This window comes from Streptomyces sp. NL15-2K (genome assembly GCF_030551255.1).
Lineage (GTDB): Bacteria > Actinomycetota > Actinomycetes > Streptomycetales > Streptomycetaceae > Streptomyces.
On the sequence record NZ_CP130630.1, the window covers coordinates 5,619,329 to 5,636,052 of the forward strand.

The 16,724-nt window shown below is 70.2% G+C and carries 16 protein-coding genes, 1 tRNA gene and 1 pseudogene; 11 read left to right on the top strand and 7 right to left on the bottom strand.

What is annotated here, in order from left to right:
- Positions 1-220 precede the first annotated feature (220 nt).
- The 3 genes from Q4V64_RS25165 (at position 221) to Q4V64_RS25175 (ending at position 1,419) form a co-directional block, all read left to right on the top strand.
- Positions 221-757, top strand: a complete 537-nt coding sequence (locus tag Q4V64_RS25165) for a hypothetical protein (protein ID WP_124440855.1) — start codon at positions 221-223, stop codon at positions 755-757.
- 56 nt (positions 758-813) lie between these two features.
- Positions 814-1,239, top strand: a complete 426-nt coding sequence (gene tadA, locus Q4V64_RS25170; RefSeq protein WP_253267022.1) for a tRNA adenosine(34) deaminase TadA — start codon at positions 814-816, stop codon at positions 1,237-1,239.
- A 95-nt stretch (positions 1,240-1,334) separates the two neighbouring features.
- Positions 1,335-1,419, top strand: a tRNA-Ser gene (locus Q4V64_RS25175).
- On the opposite strand, the pseudogene Q4V64_RS25180 reads toward Q4V64_RS25175, so the two are convergent.
- Positions 1,401-1,987: pseudogene (locus Q4V64_RS25180) on the bottom strand (hypothetical protein); the annotation flags it as partial. The gene Q4V64_RS25175 and the pseudogene Q4V64_RS25180 sit on opposite strands and share 19 nt — an antisense overlap.
- A 260-nt stretch (positions 1,988-2,247) precedes the next feature.
- Here Q4V64_RS25180 and Q4V64_RS25185 point away from each other — a divergent pair.
- The 4 genes from Q4V64_RS25185 (at position 2,248) to Q4V64_RS25200 (ending at position 4,988) form a co-directional block, all read left to right on the top strand.
- Positions 2,248-2,424: a hypothetical protein gene (locus tag Q4V64_RS25185; RefSeq protein WP_095749000.1), complete on the top strand. Its 177-nt coding sequence runs from the start codon at positions 2,248-2,250 to the stop codon at positions 2,422-2,424.
- A gap of 12 nt (positions 2,425-2,436) precedes the next feature.
- Positions 2,437-2,730 carry a Dabb family protein gene (locus tag Q4V64_RS25190; protein WP_124440851.1) on the top strand — a complete coding sequence of 98 codons (294 nt, stop codon included), beginning with the start codon at positions 2,437-2,439 and terminating at the stop codon, positions 2,728-2,730.
- Between the two features lie 156 nt (positions 2,731-2,886).
- Positions 2,887-3,762 (top strand): RNA polymerase sigma factor SigF, encoded by an 876-nt coding sequence (locus Q4V64_RS25195; RefSeq protein WP_172629248.1) that lies wholly within the window; start codon positions 2,887-2,889, stop codon positions 3,760-3,762.
- A gap of 338 nt (positions 3,763-4,100) precedes the next feature.
- Positions 4,101-4,988: an RNA polymerase sigma factor SigF gene (locus tag Q4V64_RS25200; protein ID WP_095749002.1), complete on the top strand. Its 888-nt coding sequence runs from the start codon at positions 4,101-4,103 to the stop codon at positions 4,986-4,988.
- Between the two features lie 92 nt (positions 4,989-5,080).
- On the opposite strand, the gene Q4V64_RS25205 is transcribed toward Q4V64_RS25200, so the two are convergent.
- Positions 5,081-5,284, bottom strand: coding sequence for a hypothetical protein (locus tag Q4V64_RS25205; protein ID WP_124440850.1), 204 nt, complete (start codon positions 5,282-5,284; stop codon positions 5,081-5,083).
- A 216-nt stretch (positions 5,285-5,500) separates the two neighbouring features.
- On the opposite strand from Q4V64_RS25205, the gene Q4V64_RS25210 reads away from it, so the two are divergent.
- The 3 genes from Q4V64_RS25210 to Q4V64_RS25220 all read left to right on the top strand — a co-directional run bounded on the left by Q4V64_RS25210 (position 5,501) and on the right by Q4V64_RS25220 (position 9,545).
- The gene (locus tag Q4V64_RS25210) at positions 5,501-6,028 is read left to right on the top strand and encodes a MarR family transcriptional regulator (RefSeq protein ID WP_124440849.1); all 528 of its coding nucleotides are present in this window, start codon (positions 5,501-5,503) and stop codon (positions 6,026-6,028) included.
- Positions 6,029-6,041: 13 nt separating this feature from the next.
- Entirely contained in the window at positions 6,042-8,627 is a 2,586-nt protein-coding gene (locus tag Q4V64_RS25215) for an MFS transporter (protein WP_172629247.1), read from the top strand.
- Between the two features lie 96 nt (positions 8,628-8,723).
- The gene (locus Q4V64_RS25220) at positions 8,724-9,545 is read left to right on the top strand and encodes a YceI family protein (protein WP_124440847.1); all 822 of its coding nucleotides are present in this window, start codon (positions 8,724-8,726) and stop codon (positions 9,543-9,545) included.
- 31 nt (positions 9,546-9,576) lie between these two features.
- Here Q4V64_RS25220 and Q4V64_RS25225 read toward each other — a convergent pair whose 3' ends face one another.
- A complete protein-coding gene (locus Q4V64_RS25225) occupies positions 9,577-9,966 on the bottom strand; it encodes a hypothetical protein (RefSeq protein WP_124440846.1) in 390 nt (129 codons plus the stop codon).
- A gap of 91 nt (positions 9,967-10,057) precedes the next feature.
- On the opposite strand from Q4V64_RS25225, the gene Q4V64_RS25230 reads away from it, so the two are divergent.
- Positions 10,058-10,531: a PPOX class F420-dependent oxidoreductase gene (locus Q4V64_RS25230; protein WP_124440845.1), complete on the top strand. Its 474-nt coding sequence runs from the start codon at positions 10,058-10,060 to the stop codon at positions 10,529-10,531.
- Between the two features lie 28 nt (positions 10,532-10,559).
- On the opposite strand, the gene Q4V64_RS25235 is transcribed toward Q4V64_RS25230, so the two are convergent.
- The 4 genes from Q4V64_RS25235 to Q4V64_RS25250 form a co-directional block, all read right to left on the bottom strand.
- Positions 10,560-11,318: a TetR/AcrR family transcriptional regulator gene (locus Q4V64_RS25235; protein WP_124440844.1), complete on the bottom strand. Its 759-nt coding sequence runs from the start codon at positions 11,316-11,318 to the stop codon at positions 10,560-10,562.
- Between the two features lie 164 nt (positions 11,319-11,482).
- The gene (locus Q4V64_RS25240) at positions 11,483-12,979 is read right to left on the bottom strand and encodes an MFS transporter (RefSeq protein ID WP_124440843.1); all 1,497 of its coding nucleotides are present in this window, start codon (positions 12,977-12,979) and stop codon (positions 11,483-11,485) included.
- A gap of 103 nt (positions 12,980-13,082) precedes the next feature.
- Positions 13,083-15,239, bottom strand: a complete 2,157-nt coding sequence (locus Q4V64_RS25245; protein ID WP_124440842.1) for a glycosyltransferase family 39 protein — start codon at positions 15,237-15,239, stop codon at positions 13,083-13,085.
- The gene (locus tag Q4V64_RS25250; RefSeq protein ID WP_124440841.1) at positions 15,236-16,720 is read right to left on the bottom strand and encodes a bifunctional glycosyltransferase family 2/GtrA family protein; all 1,485 of its coding nucleotides are present in this window, start codon (positions 16,718-16,720) and stop codon (positions 15,236-15,238) included. The genes Q4V64_RS25245 and Q4V64_RS25250 overlap by 4 nt, the downstream gene beginning before the upstream one ends.
- Between the last annotated feature and the right edge of the window lie 4 nt (positions 16,721-16,724).

Consider the following 16,724-nt stretch of genomic DNA (forward strand, 5'->3'; position numbering starts at 1 on the left):
CGACGAGTGCGCTGGTGAGCCCTTCACGGACCCTCCGCGGACTCTCGACGCACACGAGATCGGCGGCAGTCGGACACACAGGGAGCCGAAGACGTCCCCTGAGCGTCTTGTTTCTGCCACGATTCCGAGTGGGTGGGGCTTGGAGCCCAGCTCTCCCCGCCCGCAACCTCCGCCGGGGGGACCCCCAACCGGCACGCCTAAGACCAGTGGGAGAGTCACGGTGTACTTCGCCGCACTGCTCGCGCGCACCGAAGACGGGTGGGAAGCGAGCGACACAGAGCTCGACGATGTGGAGACCCTGTCGGATCTGGCCGACCTGGCCCGGGAAGCCTCTCCCGACGAGGACACGGTGCTCGTGCTGATCGAGCAGGAGGACGCCTGGTTCGGCGTCGTCCGGATCGACGGCGAGGAGGACCCTCGTATCTACGTGTCGGACGCCGCCGCCGCTGCCCGCAGCAGCTACGGCGAGATCCTGCTCACCGACGAACTGCTCGGAAAGGAGCCCGGCGACGACGACGCCACCGACCTGGAATCCCTCGACCTCGACGGCACCGAGGACGGTGAGGACGAGGACGAGGACGACGGCGCCGAGGACGGCGGCTCCGCCGAGGCCGTGCCGCACGGTCCCGTCGGTGACACCGAGATCCTCGACGACCTCGGCGTCACCGTGAAGGAACTGAAGGCGCTGTCCACGGACGCGCTCACCGAGATCGCCGAGTCCCTGGGCGCCTCGGAGGTCCTGGAGACCGTCCGCTGACCTCGCCGGCCGCAGGACGGACACCGGACCCGATACGTGACCGCTGGCGGGCCGCGATGCGGCTCGCCCTGGACGAGGCCGGGCGGGCCGGCGCGGACGTGCCCGTGGGCGCTGTCGTACTGTCCCCGGACGGCACGACCGTGCTCGCGGCCGGCCACAACGAGCGCGAGGCCACCGGCGACCCGACCGCGCACGCGGAGGTCCTGGCGATCCGCCGGGCCGCCGCGCGGGTCGGTCAGTGGCGGCTGACCGGCTGCACGCTGGTCGTGACGCTCGAGCCGTGCACGATGTGCGCGGGCGCCCTCGTGCAGTCCCGGGTGGACCGCGTGGTCTACGGCGCCCGGGACGAGAAGGCGGGCGCGGCCGGCTCCCTCTGGGACGTCGTCCGCGACCGACGGCTCAACCACCGCCCCGAGGTGATCGAGGGTGTACTCGCCGAGGAGTGCGCCCGACTTCTCACGGACTTCTTCCGGTCCCGCTGACTGTCCCGCCGGCTCTCCGGTGGCTGTCCGGTGGCCGCCGATCCCGCCGAATACCGATTTCAAACCACGCCCGACCTTGCTGTAAGGTCTCCCTCGGTAGCGTGTCCGAGCGGCCGAAGGAGCTCGCCTCGAAAGCGAGTGTGGCGCAAGTCACCGAGGGTTCAAATCCCTCCGCTACCGCTGGCAGACGAAGGGCCCGGTCCGATGGACCGGGCCCTTCGTCGGTTCCCGTGTCCCGTCAGGACGTACTTCGTCGTCGTCAGGGCGGACAGGCCCATCGGACCGCGCGTGCAGCTTCTGCGTGGAGATGCCGAGCTCCGTGCCGAGCCCCAGCTCCGCGCCGTCGACCAGCCGGGTGGAGGCGTTGACGGCGACCACCGCCGTGTCCAAGGAGGCCACGAACCTGCGGGCGGCGGTCTGGGAGTCGGTGACGATCGCCTCCGTGTGGCCGCTGCCGTGCCTGCGGATGTGGTTCACGGCCGCGTCCAGCGAGTCGACCACGGCGGCGGCGATGTCGAGGTCGACAACGGCGGCGGCGATGTCGAGGGAGAGGCACTCGCGCCCCCAGTCCTCGTCCGTCGCGGGCACCACCGCCGCGTGGTGGGCGCGCACCCGGTCGTCACCGTGCACGGTCACGCCCTGATCGGCCAGGGCCGCCAGCGCGCAGGGCAGGAACGCGGGGGGCGACAGCGGCGTGCACCAGGAGTGACTCGGCGGCGTCGCAGACCGACGGGCGCTGGGTCTTGGCCTTCGCAGGGTGCCGACCAAACAAGCTGATCGCCCGCCGCCTCAGGATTTCCGAACACGGCGTCAGGAGGCTCGTGGCCAAGGTCCTCGCCGTCCTGACCCTCTGTCATTCCGCCGCCTGAAGGGCCCCGTCGAGAGACGGAGCCCTTCTTGCGTATGCGGACCGCCCACAGGCGCCGGTTCCCGTGAAGGGCGCGAAGGATACACTCACCGCCGTCAACAGGAGGCCCCAAAGGCACACCAGTCACAAGGGAGGCCGCGATGGCGGTGAACTCGAAGAAGATCGCCGTCTACGTGCTCGTGGTCTTCGTGCTCTACGTGATCATCACGGACCCGGCCAAGGCCGCCGACTACGTCCAGATAGGGTTCGAGGGCATATCGGACGCCGCCAAAGCCGTAGGCGACTTCTTCACCTGGCTCGCCGACGGGGCTGATTAACCAGGAGCACACATGATCCGCCACCTCGTCCTCTTCAAGCTCAACGAGGGCGTCCAGCGCGACGACCCCCGCGTGGTGACGGGCGAGGAGGCCTTCCGCGCCCTCGAAGGCAAGATCCCCGAGATCCGCTCCTGGGAACTGGGCTGGAACATCAGCGACCGGCCCATCGCCTACGACTTCGCCATCAACTCGGGGTTCGAGGACGCGGCCGCCCTGCGGCGGTACCTGGAGCACCCGGAGCACCAGGCGGGCGTCGCGCTGTGGCGTGAGTTCGCCACGTGGGTGATCGCGGACTACGAGTACTGAGCCCGCTCCTTTCGGAACTTCGGAGCCCCTCGCCGGAATGGCGTGGGGTTCTTCTGCGTCTTATGCCCCAACTTGATGCTCAACACGGCATTATGCGGTGCTTGCACACAGTGGACATGTCTTGTGATGCTATGACCGCTTTTGACGGATGAGTTGATGGATCACGAGGTGGAGTTGACCGTGCCGGCCAGTACTGCGCCTCAAGCGCCGCCCCAGCCGACGGCCGAGCCGGTCCCGGAAGCCCCCGCGCCCGCCGCCCCCCAGCGCAGCCGCGGCGCCGACACCCGAGCCCTCACCCAGGTGCTCTTCGCCCAGCTCAAGGAGTTGCAGCCGGGCACACCGGAACACAATCGGGTGCGCGGAGCGCTCATCGAGGCCAACCTCCCGCTCGTGCGCTACGCCGCCGCCCGCTTCCGCTCCCGCAACGAGCCGATGGAGGACGTCGTCCAGGTCGGCACCATCGGCCTGATCAACGCCATCGACCGCTTCGACCCGGACCGTGGCGTGCAGTTCCCGACGTTCGCGATGCCGACGGTCGTCGGCGAGATCAAGCGGTACTTCCGCGACAACGTCCGCACCGTCCACGTACCGCGCCGGCTCCACGAGCTGTGGGTGCAGGTCAACAGCGCGACCGAGGACCTCACGACCGCCTTCGGGCGCTCCCCGACCACCGCCGAGATCGCCGAGCGGCTGCGCATCACCGAGGAGGAGGTGCTGTCCTGCATCGAGGCCGGGCGGTCGTACCACGCCACCTCGCTGGAGGCCGCGCAGGAGGGCGACGGGATGCCGGGACTGCTGGACCGGCTGGGCTACGAGGACCCGGCGCTGGACGGGGTGGAGCACCGGGATCTCGTCCGGCATCTGCTGGTCCAACTGCCGGAGCGCGAACAGAGAATCCTCCTCCTGCGCTACTACAGCAATCTCACCCAGTCGCAAATCAGTGCGGAACTCGGCGTCTCCCAGATGCATGTCTCGCGGCTACTCGCGCGTAGCTTCCAGCGGCTGCGATCGGCGAACCGGATCGACGCGTAAGGCCGCGCAAGGATCGCCGCGTAAGGGCGACATAAGGGCCGTAAAACGACGGCACTCGTCGAGCCGCAACCGAAAACCCGATCGACGGGTAACCGGTACGAGCGAATCGCTCACCAGCGCGGATCCCGACATCTCTGTGTCGAAAAACCGTCAGACCCCCTTCTTCCAGGGCGTATTCGCGTCTCGCATGTCGACATGTCACTACAGCGTGTTGCCGACATGTGACATTCTGCCGGAAGCGCGTTTGCCGGGGCTTCGGCGCCGGTATTCAGGTGGAGGCTGCGTTCCTGAAGTGGGGGCGTTCGCCGTGACCGTCCTCGCGACCCAAAGGGGGTGGCATGTCCGCAGACCAGGGCAGCTCGAAGGTGCTCACGCTCACAAAGAGCGAGGCTGCGCCCGACGCCGCGCTTGACGACGTTCCGGCCCTCGAGGCCGCGCCGGCCCCGGTACTCCCGACTTCGGGAGCCATCGACACCCGCACCCTGTCCCGCTCCCTGTTCCTGCGGCTCGCCGCACTCGACGAGAACAGCCCCGAGCGTGCGTACGTCCGGGACACTCTCATCGAGCTCAACCTCCCGCTGGTGCGGTACGCCGCCGCCCGGTTCCGGTCTCGCAACGAGCCGATGGAGGACATCGTCCAGGTCGGCACCATCGGCCTGATCAAGGCGATCGACCGCTTCGACTGCGAACGCGGCGTGGAGTTCCCGACCTTCGCGATGCCGACGGTCGTCGGCGAGATCAAGCGGTTCTTCCGCGACACGTCGTGGTCGGTCCGCGTCCCGCGCCGCCTGCAGGAGCTGCGACTCGCCCTCACCAAGGCAAGCGACGAGCTCTCCCAGAAGCTGGACCGCTCGCCGACGGTCACCGAACTCGCCGCCGTGCTCGGCGTCTCCGAGGAGGACGTCGTCGACGGCCTCGCGGTCGGCAACGCGTACACGGCCTCGTCGCTGGACTCACCGGCCCCCGAGGACGACGGCGGTGAGGGCTCCCTCGCGGACCGTCTCGGGTACGAGGACAGCGCCCTGGAGGGCGTGGAGTACCGGGAGTCGCTGAAGCCCCTGCTGGCCAAGCTGCCGCCCCGCGAGCGCCGCATCATCATGCTGCGCTTCTTCGCCAACATGACCCAGTCGCAGATCGGCGAGGAGGTCGGCATCTCCCAGATGCACGTCTCCCGGCTGCTGACCCGGACCCTGTCGCAGCTGCGCGAGGGCCTCATCTCCGACTGAGCCGGAAGCACGGCCCTGGACACATGGCCGCCGATGCGCCCTGACAGGCGCGTCGGCGGCCGTCGTGCGCCTGGGCGGTCCCCCTTGAAGACCTACTTCAGCGCCAGCCACGCCACCGCCGCGACGATCGCGACGGCGACAACAACGCCGATGATCAGGCCCACGCGCGGGCCCGAGGAAGCGGCCGGCTGCTGGCGGCTCTGTCGGCCCTGAGGGCCCTCGTCGACGAACGCGCGGAACATCTGGGTGCTGCCTGCGGGGTCGTGGTTGCCCTGGGGGTTCTGGGTGTTGGCCATGCCCCGAGACACTAGCGAATCCGGGGGTGTGGCCCAAGTGGGGGACCAGGCTCCGGGTCAGCAGGCACCACCTCCGGGTCAGCCGGGGTCACCTGCGCGTTTACGGTCGCAATACTTGCCTTTGCCAAGTTTTTATGGCGCACCTACCCCATCTTATTTGCCTGTAGCAACCAAGCTCCTCTACGGTTGCCCTAAGCAACGAATGCGGGAGGTGTGATGGCCGAGCAGGCGCAGTACGAGGAGCTGATCCGTCAGTTCAGCGCCTTCGGGGCCGTGAAGAGGGAGATGGGACGGCTGCTGCCGTCCGGCTGCCCCAGCGGTGCCGCCGCCGTGCTGACGATCCTGGACCGTCACGGAGACATGCGCTTGAGCAAGCTCGCCGAGCTGCTCGCCGTGGACATGTCGGTCACCAGCCGCCAAGTCGCCCACGTCGTCGACCGCGGCTGGATCGAGCGCTGCCCCGACCCGGTGGACAAGCGCTCGCGCATCCTGCGCCTCACCCCCGCGGGCCGGGAGCAGATGGACGAGCTCACCCGGCGGACCACGCGGATGCTCGCCGAGCGGCTGAGCGACTGGCGTGATGACGAGATCGCCGAGCTCACCCGGCTGATGGCGCGGCTGCGGGCCAGCTTCGACGACTGCCGGTCCACGCCGACCACGCCGACCACGCCGACCAGGCCGCCCACCGAACCCGCACTCGAACAGTCCACCCGTAGACCCGCGACACCCGCGATCACCACGTAAGAGAAGGAAGGCCATGGCAACGACCACACCAGCCGGTGTGCGGGCTCACGCCAAGCACGGGGGAGGCTCCTCGGCGCCCTCCGACGGTGCTCCGATGACGCACCGGCAGATCCTGGAAGCCCTCACCGGGCTGCTGCTCGGCATGTTCGTCGCGATCCTGTCGTCGACGATCGTGTCCAACGCCCTGCCCGACATCATCAACGACCTCGGCGGCGGCCAGAACGCCTACACCTGGGTCGTGACCGCGTCGCTGCTGACGATGACGGCGTCCACCCCGCTGTGGGGCAAGCTCGCCGACCTCTTCTCCAAGAAGCTGCTCGTGCAGCTGGCGCTCGTCATATTCGTGGCCGGCTCGGCCGCGGCCGGACTGTCCCAGAACACGGGCATGCTCATCGGCTTCCGCGCGGTCCAGGGCATCGGCATGGGCGGTCTGACGGCCCTCGCCCAGATCATCATGGCCGCGATGATCTCCCCCCGGGAGCGCGGCCGGTACAGCGGCTACCTGGGCGCCACCTTCGCCACCGCCATGGTCGGCGGCCCGCTGATCGGCGGTCTCATCACCGACACCAGCTGGCTCGGCTGGCGCTGGTGCTTCTACGTCGGCGTGCCCTTCGCGGTCGTCGCCCTGATCGTGCTGCAGAAGACCCTGCACCTGCCGGTGCTCAAGCGGAACGTGAAGGTCGACTGGGCCGGCGCCTTCTTCATCACCGCCGCGGTCAGCCTGCTGCTGGTCTGGGTGACCTTCGCCGGGGACAAGTACGACTGGCTGTCCACCGAGACGTACGCCATGGTCGGCGGGTCGCTCGTGCTGCTCGCGCTCTTCGTGCTCGTCGAGTCGAAGGCGAGCGAGCCGATCATCCCCCTGCGGCTGTTCCGCAACCGCACCATCTCGCTGGCCTCCGCGGCCTCGCTCTTCGTCGGCGTCGCGATGTACGTGGGCGTGATCTTCTTCAGCCAGTACTTCCAGCTGGCCCGGGGCGAGTCGCCGACCATGTCCGGCGTGCTGACCATCCCGATGATCGCGGGCCTGGCCATCGCCTCGACCCTCTCGGGGCAGTTCATCTCCCGCACCGGGCGGTGGAAGGGCTGGCTGCTGGCCGGCGGACTGCTGATCACCGCCGGGCTGGGGCTGCTGGGCACCATCCGGTACGACACGGAGTACTGGCACGTCGCGATCTTCATGGCACTGCTGGGTCTCGGCGTCGGCATGATGATGCAGAACCTCGTGCTGTGCACCCAGAACCAGGTGGAGCCGGGCGACCTGGGCGCCGCCAGCTCCACGGTGGCCTTCTTCCGCTCACTGGGCAGCGCGGTCGGCGTCTCCGCGTTCGGCGCGGTGCTCAGCCACCGGATCACCGACCACCTCAAGGACGGGCTGGCCACTCTCGACCCGAAGTACGCGGCCGGACTGTCCGGTTCCGGCGGCTCCTCCGACAGCATCCCGGACGTGAGCACGCTGCCCGGGCCGCTGCGCACGGTCGTGGAGAGCGCCTACGGGCACGGCATCGCGGACGTGTTCCTGTACGTCGCTCCGGTCGCGCTGGTCGCCCTGTTCATCTGCCTGTTCATCAAGGAGGTTCCGTTGCGGACGAAGGGCGCGCTGGCGCAGGCCGCCGAGCAGAAGGCCCAGGCCCAGGACACGGCCCAGGCGCAGGACACGGCTCCGGCGGGGGCCGCCCCGGCCGCCGCCCAGGCCCCCGCTCCCGCCCACGCCCCGGCTCCGGCCGAGGAGCGGGTGCCGAGCTGGGCCGTGGCGAGCACCGAGACCGCCGCCGAGGGCACCGGCACGCAGCGGCTCACGGCCGTCGCCACGGTGGCCCCTCCCGGCGAGCACTCCGGAGGCGTTCCGGTACGTGGTTTCGTCCGCGGCGCCGAGAGCGCGCCCGTCCCCCGGGCCGCCGTCACGCTGATCTCGCTCGCGGGACGGCAGCTGGGCCGGTCGGTGGCGCAGGCCGACGGCTCCTACGCGGTGGACGCGCCGGGCACGGGTTCGTACGTCCTGATCGCCTCCGCCGACGGGTTCCAGCCGCAGGCGTCCACCGTCGTCGTGAACGGTGAGCCGGTCTCGTACGACATCCTGCTCAGCGGCACCAGCGGGCTGAACGGGCTGGTGCGGGCCGCGGAGACGGGCGGGCCCGTCAAGGACGCGATGGTGATCGTGACCGATGTGCGCGGGGATCTGCTGGCCACCGGCACCACGGGGGAGCAGGGCGAGTTCTCCTTCACCGAACTGGTGCCGGGGGCGGTGACCGTCGCGGTGAACGCCGCCGGGTTCCGACCGCGCGCCCTGCCCGTCGAGGTGGGCGGCACCGGGGTGACCCGGGTCGAGATCGACCTCGACTCGGGAGCCCAGATCCAGGGTGTCGTACGAGCGCCGTACGGGCCGCTCGCCGACGCCCGCGTGACGCTGGTCGACGCGGCTGGCAACGTGGTCGGCTCGGCGACGACCGGGGCGGACGGGGCGTACGCCTTCACCGACCTGGACGGCGGCGAGTACACCGTCATCGCGACCGGCTACCCGCCGGTGGCGACGGCACTGACCGTGAACGGCCGCGGCGCGGACGGCCACGACATCGAACTCGCCCACCCCGGCGAGTAGTTCGGACCCCGGCCCGTGGTGGTGCGGCGCGCTCTGAGCGGAGGTGCGTCTGCTGCCGCCACGGGCCGGTCCCTTGAGGCTGAGGAGTTACGTGAGATGGGACTGACCGCGAGGATCCGTACCCGGGACGGATGGGCCGTGTCGCACGCGGTCGTCACGGTGACCGACATGAGCGGCTCGCAGGTGCTGCGGGCCGAGGCGGACGCCGAGGGGGCCGTACGGGACCCGAACCCGCTGGAACCGGGGGCGTACACCGTCATCGTCACCGCCGTCGGCTACGCGCCCGCCGCGTGCAGCGCGCTCGTCACCGCCAGCGGGCGGGCCGAGGTCGGGACGGTGACGCTGGCCCGGCAGGGCGGCACCGAGCTGCCGCCTCCGGGGCCGTGGACCGTCGACCCGGCGCACTCCAGCGTGGCCGCCGTGGCGCAGCACCTGGGGATCTCCAGCGTGCACGGCCGGTTCACGCAGTTCACGGCCTCGGTCGAGATCGCACCCGACGACGTGAGCAAGTCCCGGGTGGAGGCGGTCATCCGGGCCGCGTCCATCGACACGGGGAACGGGATGCGGGACGACCATCTGAGGTCGCCGGACTTCCTGGACGTCGAGCGGTACCCGGAGATCACCTACCGCTCGACGGGCCTGACGGAGACCGGCCCCGACCGCTGGACGGTGCACGGCGAGCTGGCCCTGCACGGTGTCGTACGACCGGTCGACCTGGACCTCGCCTACCTCGGCACGGGCGCGGACCCGTGGGGCGGCACCCGGGCGGCGTTCCGCGCGACCGCCCAGCTGCGGCGCGAGGACTTCGCCATGGACTACAACCAGGTCGTCCAGGCGGGCATCGCCGCGATCGGTACGACGCTGAAGGTGGACCTAGACATCCAGGCGGTGCAGGGGGAGTCGCTGCCGCAGGCGTAGGCCGCGGGCGTAGGCCTGTGGGGCCGTGGGGTCACATGAGGCCGACTATGCGGGGCGGCGCGAAGAGGTGGCGGGCGCGGTGCTCCTCGGCCACCATTTCGACTCCCCGCAGCATGTCCGGGGTCCGCTCCCGCGCCCTGGCCAGGGAGTCCTGGTGGCCGGCGCAGGTCTTGCAGGACGGGTCCCAGTCGGGCAGCGACTCGCGGTGCGCCTCGGCCAGATGGCGGCTGAGGCTTATCTGCGTCCCGACGATGCTGTCCGTGACGTCCCAGTCGACGCCGGGGTCCTCCGCGGTCAAACCGGCGATGACGGCCTGCATGTGCTTCATCGCCTCGTAGCGGTGGACGCACTCGGCGCAGTCCCACATCCAGCCGGGCGGCAGCGGCCACTGTGCCTCGGGACTGAGGTCTTCCGCGCTCATGCCGACGACGGTAGGCGGTCGGGGCGGCACCGCGCAGGCCTCCGCCCGAACTGGCGCTGCCGAGCGAACCGCCGAGATCTAGTCTGACCCCATGGCACCGAACATCGCGAGCAACACCTCCGTTTCCCTGGACGAGCTGCTGGACTTCGTACGGCCCCGGCACCGGGCGATCCTGCTCACCCGGCGGGCCGACGGCAGCCCCCAGGGCTCGCCGCTGACCTGCGGGGTCGACGACTCCGGGCGGCTCGTCGTCTCGACCTACCCCGAACGCGCCAAGACCCGCAACGCCAAGCGGGATCCCCGGGTCAGCCTCCTCGTGCTGAGCGACGACTGGAACGGGCCGTGGGTGCAGATCGACGGCACGGCCGAGGTCATCGACATGCCCGACTCGGTCGAGCCGCTGGTGGAGTACTACCGGAACATCGCCGGTGAGCACCCGGACTGGGACGAGTACCGGGAAGCGATGGTCAAGCAGGGCAAGTCGATCATCCGTGTCACGCCGGAGAGGTGGGGACCGGTGGCGACGGGAGGCTTCCCGGCGCGGCTGGTGGGCGAGGAGGGGTAGGCAGGCAGGCCGACAGGCAGCAGGTCGGTCAGCCGCGGGCCACCATCGCCTCGATGCCCGCGACCAGCAGGTCCAGGGCGAACTCGAAGTCCCGCTTCCACATCTCCTCGACCGTGTCGCCCCCGCGGGCCTCCATGAGCTCCGCGGAGTCCTGGACGACCTCGGAGGCTTCCGGCGCCTGCGTCACCATGCTCATGGCGTGCTGGAAGTAGTCGTCCGGGGTCATGCCGAAGTTCGCGCTGCGGACGACGAAGTGGCCCTCCATCGTGCCGAAGCCGTACACGAACTGGAAGACGGCGGAGATGGCGGCCACCAGACCGTGCGCGGGCAGGCCGGTCTTGCGGATCACGCGCTGCACGACGCGCGAGAAGGCAAGGCTGTTCGGGCCGATGTTGACGTAGGTGCCGATGAGCGGCGACACCCAGGGATGGCGGACCAGTACGGCCCGGTACCCCTGGGCCAGCGCGCGCAGCTGGTCGCGCCAGTCCTCGTCGGCCTCCGGGTCCGGCAGTTCCAGCTCCCCCATGACCGCGTCGAGGGCGAGTTCGAGGAGGTCGTCCTTGGTGTCGACGTACCAGTAGACGGACATCGCCGTGACGTTCAGCTCGGCGGCGAGCCGGCGCATGGAGAACTTGGCCAGCCCCTCGGCGTCCAGCAGCCGTACGGTGACCTCGGTGATCCGCTCCCGGTCCAGCCCGGACGGCTGCCCGCCGCCACGCCCGCCGCGCCGCGCCTTGCCCTCCAGCCAGACGCTGGTCCGCCCCGCCCGCTGGGTCGCTTTCACCATGGCGCACCTTCCTGGACTTGCTGACGCCCTTCAGGGGCGCGGGGCTGTGACGATATGCGGCTCCGCCGCGATGGGGGTCCCCCCGCTCGAGCGAAGCCGAGAGTGGGGGAGCGATCAACCACAACAGACCCGCAGTCGCACGACAAAACCAGCCACCCGAGCTCCTAGGCGGATTCTCCCCGCTCCGCCCGCCGCAACAACACGGCCGCGACCAACCCCCCGAGCAGCACAGCCACCGCCCCCACCAACTGACTGGTCTCCAGCCCGGAAGAGAACGCATCCGTGATCCGCGCCCGCTCCTCCGCCGACCCCGCCGAAGCCAACGCCGCCGGCAAAGAACTCGCCGCCACGGAAATCCCCGCGGTGAACCGCGAGTTCAGCACAGCCCCCAGCACAGCAACCCCCAACCCGTTGCCGAATTCCGCAAGCGTGCCGTTGACCCCCGCACCCACTCCCGCCTTCTCCGGCGGAATCGCGCTCATCAGGGCGTTGGCCATGGCCGGCATCGCCAGGGCGACACCGACGCCCATGATGATGAGACCGGTCAGCATTCCTCCGTACCCGTCCCCGCCGAACAGCGCGATCGCCGCGAGCCCCGCCGCCAGGCACGCCATGCCGGACAGGATGATCAGCGGCGTACCGAGCTTCGGCAGGAGCCGGGCGCCGACCCCGGTGAAGTTGAGCGCTACGACGGTGAGCGCGAGCGGCGCCGTACGCAGACCCGCCTCCAAGGGGTCGTAGGCGAGCACGAATTGCAGATGCTGGGTGAGCAGGAAGAGCGAGCCGGTCATCCCGAAGGCGACGAGGATCGCGCCCGCGACGGCGCCCGTGAACTTCTGGTTGCGGAAGAAGTGCATGTCCAGCATCGGGTACGGGATGCGGAGCTCCCACGCCACGAACGCGGCCATCACGACCACGCCGATCCCGGCGGAGACGAGGACGGGCGTGGAGGTCCAGCCGTCGTCGGGCCCGGAGATGATCGCGTAGACGACGCCCGTCATGCCTATCGTGGAGAGCACCGCGCCGAGCAGGTCGGGGCGGTCGCCCTGCGGGTTCCTGGACTCGGGGACGAGGGCGACCACGGCGATCAGGCCGAGAACCGCGACGGGGATGTTGATCAGGAAGATCGCGCCCCACCAGAAGTGGTCGAGCATGACGCCACCGAGCAGCGGACCGGCGGCGAAGCCGAGCGAGGCGACCGTGGACCACAGACCGATCGCCTTCACACGCTCGGTGTCGTCGAAGATCTGGACCACGACGGCGAGCGTGGTGGTCATCAGGATCGCACCGCCGACGCCCATGCCGGCGCGGGCCGCGATCAGTTGCCCGCTGGTGCTCGCCAGACCGGCCGCGAGCGAGCCCACGCCGAACAGGGCCAGGCCCACGGCCAGCACCTTCTTGCGGCCGTAGCGGTCCGCGGCACTGCCCGCGGTGAGCAGCAGACCTGACTGCACCAGCGAGTACGCGTTGATCATCCACTGGATGTCGGAGGTGGACGCGTCCATCTCTCGGGTGAGCGAGGGGATGGCCACGTTCAGGACCGTGTTGTCGAGGATCACGGTGAGCGCTGCGAGACAGATGACGCCGAGGATCAGCCAGCGCTGCGGATGGCCGCCACTTTGTAGCTGCGCGGGGGCCTGTTCCTTGGGGGACGTTGTCATGTTGTACACCGTAGAACATGCCCTATACGGCGTACAACAGAGATGTGAAGAAGGGCGGTGGCCTCGGCCACCGCCCCGCCTTCGATCGATCGTCAGCCGCTCATCAGCCGCTCGCCTTCTGCGTGAGGTCGTAGAAGGTCGCCGAACCCACCGTCACCTTCTTGAAGTTGGCCTCGACCCAGGAGGTGATCTTCGCGGAGGTGCCGCTGTCGCTGCCGCCCATGCCGCGGCCGGAGCCGCCTGAGACGAAGTAGTGGATTTTGCCGTCCGCCACGTACTGCTGGAATTCGGCCAGCGTCGGGGACGGGTCCGTTCCGTTGAAGCCGCCGATCGCCATCACCGCTTCGCCGGTGGCGAGCTGGTAGCTCGCGGCGTTCTGGGCGCCGATGGCCGCGGCGGCCCAGGTGTACTGGTCGGCGTCGGCCTCCAGCAGCTTCTTGGCCTCGGAGGTGACGCCGGCGCCGTTGAGCAGACCGCCCATGCCACCGGCGCCGCCCATGCGACCGCCGCCACCGGGGAATCCGCCGGTGCCGCCGCCCGGGAAGCCGTTCGCGTTGCCGTTGCCGTTCTGCTGACCCTGCTGGTTCTGCTGGTTCTGGCCACCGGGGAGGCCACCGGGGAAGCCACCGTCACCGGGACCGCCGCCCCGGCCGCCACCCGGACCGCCCATCATGCTCGCCCCCGCCGGCCCCGCCGTCACGATGGAGCCGGTGTGGCCCTCCCGCAGCGTGCTGAGGGTGTACGCCGTCGGACCGGCCAGCGAGGCCACGATGCCCAGGCCCACCGCGGCGAGTGCGAGCTGCCGGCCGAGCCGGGCCACGAAGATCAGGCCGAGCGCGGCGGCCAGGCCGCCGACCAGGACCAGCCACTTCAGCCAGGGCAGGTAGTCCGGGGTGCGGTTGAGCAGGACGTAGCCCCAGGCGGCGCTCGCCACGACCGCCGCCGCGAGGGTCAGCGACGCCCACATCTGGGTGCGCCTCTCCCACAGGGCCGCCGCGCCCATGCCGATCACGGCCGCCATGTAGGGGGCGAGGGCCACCGTGTAGTACTGGTGGAAGATGCCCGCCATGTAGCTGAAGACGACCATGGTGATCAGCAGCGAGCCGCCCCATACCAGGAACGAACCTCGGGTCACCGACGTGCGCTTGAGCTTGCGTGTCGCCACCAGGCCCGCCGCCAGCAGGATCAGTGCGGCGGGCAGCAGCCAGGAGATCTGGCCGCCGATCTCGGAGTTGAACATCCGGTCCCAGCCGGTCTCACCCCACTGGCCCGTGCCGCCTCCACCGCCCCCGCCGCCGACGCTGCCGGTCTCCTCGCCGTTCAGGCGGCCGAGGCCGTTGTAGCCGAAGGTCAGTTCGAGGAAGCTGTTGTTCTGTGAGCCGCCGATGTACGGGCGGGAGGACGCGGGCCACAGCTCGACGATCGCGACCCACCAGCCGCCGGAGACGACCAGGGCGAGTGTCGCCAGCGCCAGCTGGCCGAGGCGCTTCTTCAGGTTCACCGGTGCGCAGACCGCGTACACGATCGCCAGCGGCGGCAGGATCAGGAAGGCTTGCAGGGTCTTGGCGAGGAACGCGAAGCCGATCGCGACTCCGGCCCACACCAGCCACTTCGTACGGCCGTCCTCCACGGCCCGGACGACGAGGTGGCAGGCCACCGCCATCAGCAGGGCCAGCATCGCGTCCGGGTTGTTGAACCGGAACATCAGCGCCGCGACGGGGGTGAGCGCGAGCACCGTGCCCGCGATCAGACCGGCCGCGGGGCTGAACCGGCGGCGGACCGAGGCGTGGACGACGGCGACCGTGCCGACACCCATCAGGACCTCGGGGACGAGGATCGCCCACGAGTTGAGGCCGAAGATCCTCACCGACAGCTCCATCGGCCACAGCGAGGCCGGGGGCTTGTCGACGGTGATGGCGTTGCCCGCGTCCAGCGAGCCGAAGAAGAAGGCCTTCCAGCTCTGGCTGCCGGCCTGGACGGCCGCGGAGTAGAAGGAGTTGGCGTATCCGGAGGCGCTCAGGTTGTACAGGTAGAGCACGGTGGTCACGAGGAGCAGGCCGAGGAACGCGGGGCGCGCCCAGCGGGGGTCCTCGGGCCGGCCTCGCCACAGTCTCCGTGCGAAGGGCTGCTCGGGCTCACCGGATCCAGGGGCGGCCGGTGGCGCCACGGGCTCCTGGACGGCCGTATCGGAAACGGCTGTTGGTGGATCCCAGGCGCCGTCGCCCTGCTGGGTCGTCGTCGGGTCGGTGTGCGTGGTCATCGGGAGTCCCTCGGGTCGGTGTCGGTCGGGCGCACCGGCTGCGGGTGCAGGGTGGCGTCCCCCTGGGCGGTGCGGTCCGCGGCTTCACCGGCGCGGAAGTGGGTGGTGTCGTACGGGGTTTGCGGCGCCGGGGTGTACTGGTGCCGCTGGGGCAGCGGCGGGTACTGCTGGAGCGGCTGCGTGGAGTAGGCGGGCGAGGACGGCGTGGGGTGCGGGGTGGGGGTGGCGACGGCGGTCGGCTCGCGCCTGTCCGGGAACACCCACGCCCGGAAGAGCAGGAAGCGCAGGACCGTCGCGGCCAGGTTGGCGGCGATGAGGACCGCCAGTTCGGTGGAGTGCGCCGGGTCGGAGGTCGCCGCGTTGAGGGCGGCGAGGGAGCCGCTGGTCAGCGCGAGGCCGATGCCGAAGACGACCAGTCCTTGCGCCTGGTGTCGGACGGCGCCGCCCCGCCCGCGCACCCCGAAGGTCAGCCGCCGGTTGGCGGCGGTGTTCGCGACCGCCGAGACCAGCAGGGCGAGCGCGTTGGCGGTCTGCGAGCCGCCGAACTGCCGGAAGACTGTGTAGAGCAGCAGGTAGAAGAGGGTGGACAGGCCGCCGACGACACAGAATCCGACCAGTTGGCGGGCCAGGCCCTTGGGGACGTCCTGGATCTCGCGGTCGCGCGGGTCGTCGCCGAACGGGCGGGTGATCCGGTCCAGCGGCAGCGACCCGGAGGCCAGGGCCTTGCCCACCCGCCACACGCCCTTGAGGTCCTCCGTCGCCGTCTTCACGATGTGGACCGTCGAGTCCGGGTCGTCGACCCAGTCGACGGGCACTTCGTGGATACGAAGGCCCGCGCGCTCGGCGAGCACCAGCATTTCCGTGTCGAAGAACCAGCCCGTGTCCTCCACCAGCGGCAGCAGCACCTGGGCGACATCGCGGCGGATCGCCTTGAAGCCGCACTGGGCGTCGGAGAAGCGGGCCTGGAGGGAGCCGCGCAGGATGAGGTTGTACGCGCGGCTGATGAACTCCCGCTTCGGCCCGCGCACGACCCGCGAGCTACGGGAGAGCCGGGAGCCGATCGCGAGGTCCGAGTGGCCCGAGATCAGCGGGGCCACCAGCGGCAGCAGGGCGTTGAGGTCGGTGGACAGGTCCACGTCCATGTAGGCGAGGATCGGGGCGTCCGAGGCGGCCCAGACGGTCCGCAGCGCCCGGCCGCGGCCCTTCTGGTCCAGGCGGAAGGCCCTGACCTCCGGGATCTCCGCCTCCAGCCGGGCGGACACCAGCGGGGTGGTGTCCGTCGACGCGTTGTCCGCGATCGTGATGCGGAACGCGTACGGGAAGGTGCGCTTGAGGTGGTCGTGCAGTCTCAGCACACACGGCTGGAGGTCCTTCTCCTCGTTGTAGACGGGGATCACTACGTCCAGGACAGGCGTACCGGCGTCTGTGGCCGGGAGATGCTCCCGCGCCGGCAGGGTGCCGGGAGAAGAGTCGGTTCGCATGGAA

What these genes read in the sequence shown, in the direction of transcription:
- Q4V64_RS25230 (WP_124440845.1), top strand. Translation starts at nt 10,058, where the DNA reads ATGGCACCGAACATCGCGAGCAACACCTCCGTTTCCCTGGACGAGCTG.
- Q4V64_RS25250 (WP_124440841.1), bottom strand. Translation starts at nt 16,720, where the DNA reads ATGCGAACCGACTCTTCTCCCGGCACCCTGCCGGCGCGGGAGCATCTC.
- Q4V64_RS25240 (WP_124440843.1), bottom strand. Translation starts at nt 12,979, where the DNA reads ATGACAACGTCCCCCAAGGAACAGGCCCCCGCGCAGCTACAAAGTGGC.
- Q4V64_RS25205 (WP_124440850.1), bottom strand. Translation starts at nt 5,284, where the DNA reads ATGGCCAACACCCAGAACCCCCAGGGCAACCACGACCCCGCAGGCAGC.
- Q4V64_RS25235 (WP_124440844.1), bottom strand. Translation starts at nt 11,318, where the DNA reads ATGGTGAAAGCGACCCAGCGGGCGGGGCGGACCAGCGTCTGGCTGGAG.
- tadA (WP_253267022.1), top strand. Translation starts at nt 814, where the DNA reads ATGCGGCTCGCCCTGGACGAGGCCGGGCGGGCCGGCGCGGACGTGCCC.
- Q4V64_RS25195 (WP_172629248.1), top strand. Translation starts at nt 2,887, where the DNA reads ATGGATCACGAGGTGGAGTTGACCGTGCCGGCCAGTACTGCGCCTCAA.
- Q4V64_RS25185 (WP_095749000.1), top strand. Translation starts at nt 2,248, where the DNA reads ATGGCGGTGAACTCGAAGAAGATCGCCGTCTACGTGCTCGTGGTCTTC.
- Q4V64_RS25220 (WP_124440847.1), top strand. Translation starts at nt 8,724, where the DNA reads ATGGGACTGACCGCGAGGATCCGTACCCGGGACGGATGGGCCGTGTCG.
- Q4V64_RS25200 (WP_095749002.1), top strand. Translation starts at nt 4,101, where the DNA reads ATGTCCGCAGACCAGGGCAGCTCGAAGGTGCTCACGCTCACAAAGAGC.
- Q4V64_RS25210 (WP_124440849.1), top strand. Translation starts at nt 5,501, where the DNA reads ATGGCCGAGCAGGCGCAGTACGAGGAGCTGATCCGTCAGTTCAGCGCC.
- Q4V64_RS25245 (WP_124440842.1), bottom strand. Translation starts at nt 15,239, where the DNA reads ATGACCACGCACACCGACCCGACGACGACCCAGCAGGGCGACGGCGCC.
- Q4V64_RS25215 (WP_172629247.1), top strand. Translation starts at nt 6,042, where the DNA reads ATGGCAACGACCACACCAGCCGGTGTGCGGGCTCACGCCAAGCACGGG.
- Q4V64_RS25225 (WP_124440846.1), bottom strand. Translation starts at nt 9,966, where the DNA reads ATGAGCGCGGAAGACCTCAGTCCCGAGGCACAGTGGCCGCTGCCGCCC.
- Q4V64_RS25190 (WP_124440851.1), top strand. Translation starts at nt 2,437, where the DNA reads ATGATCCGCCACCTCGTCCTCTTCAAGCTCAACGAGGGCGTCCAGCGC.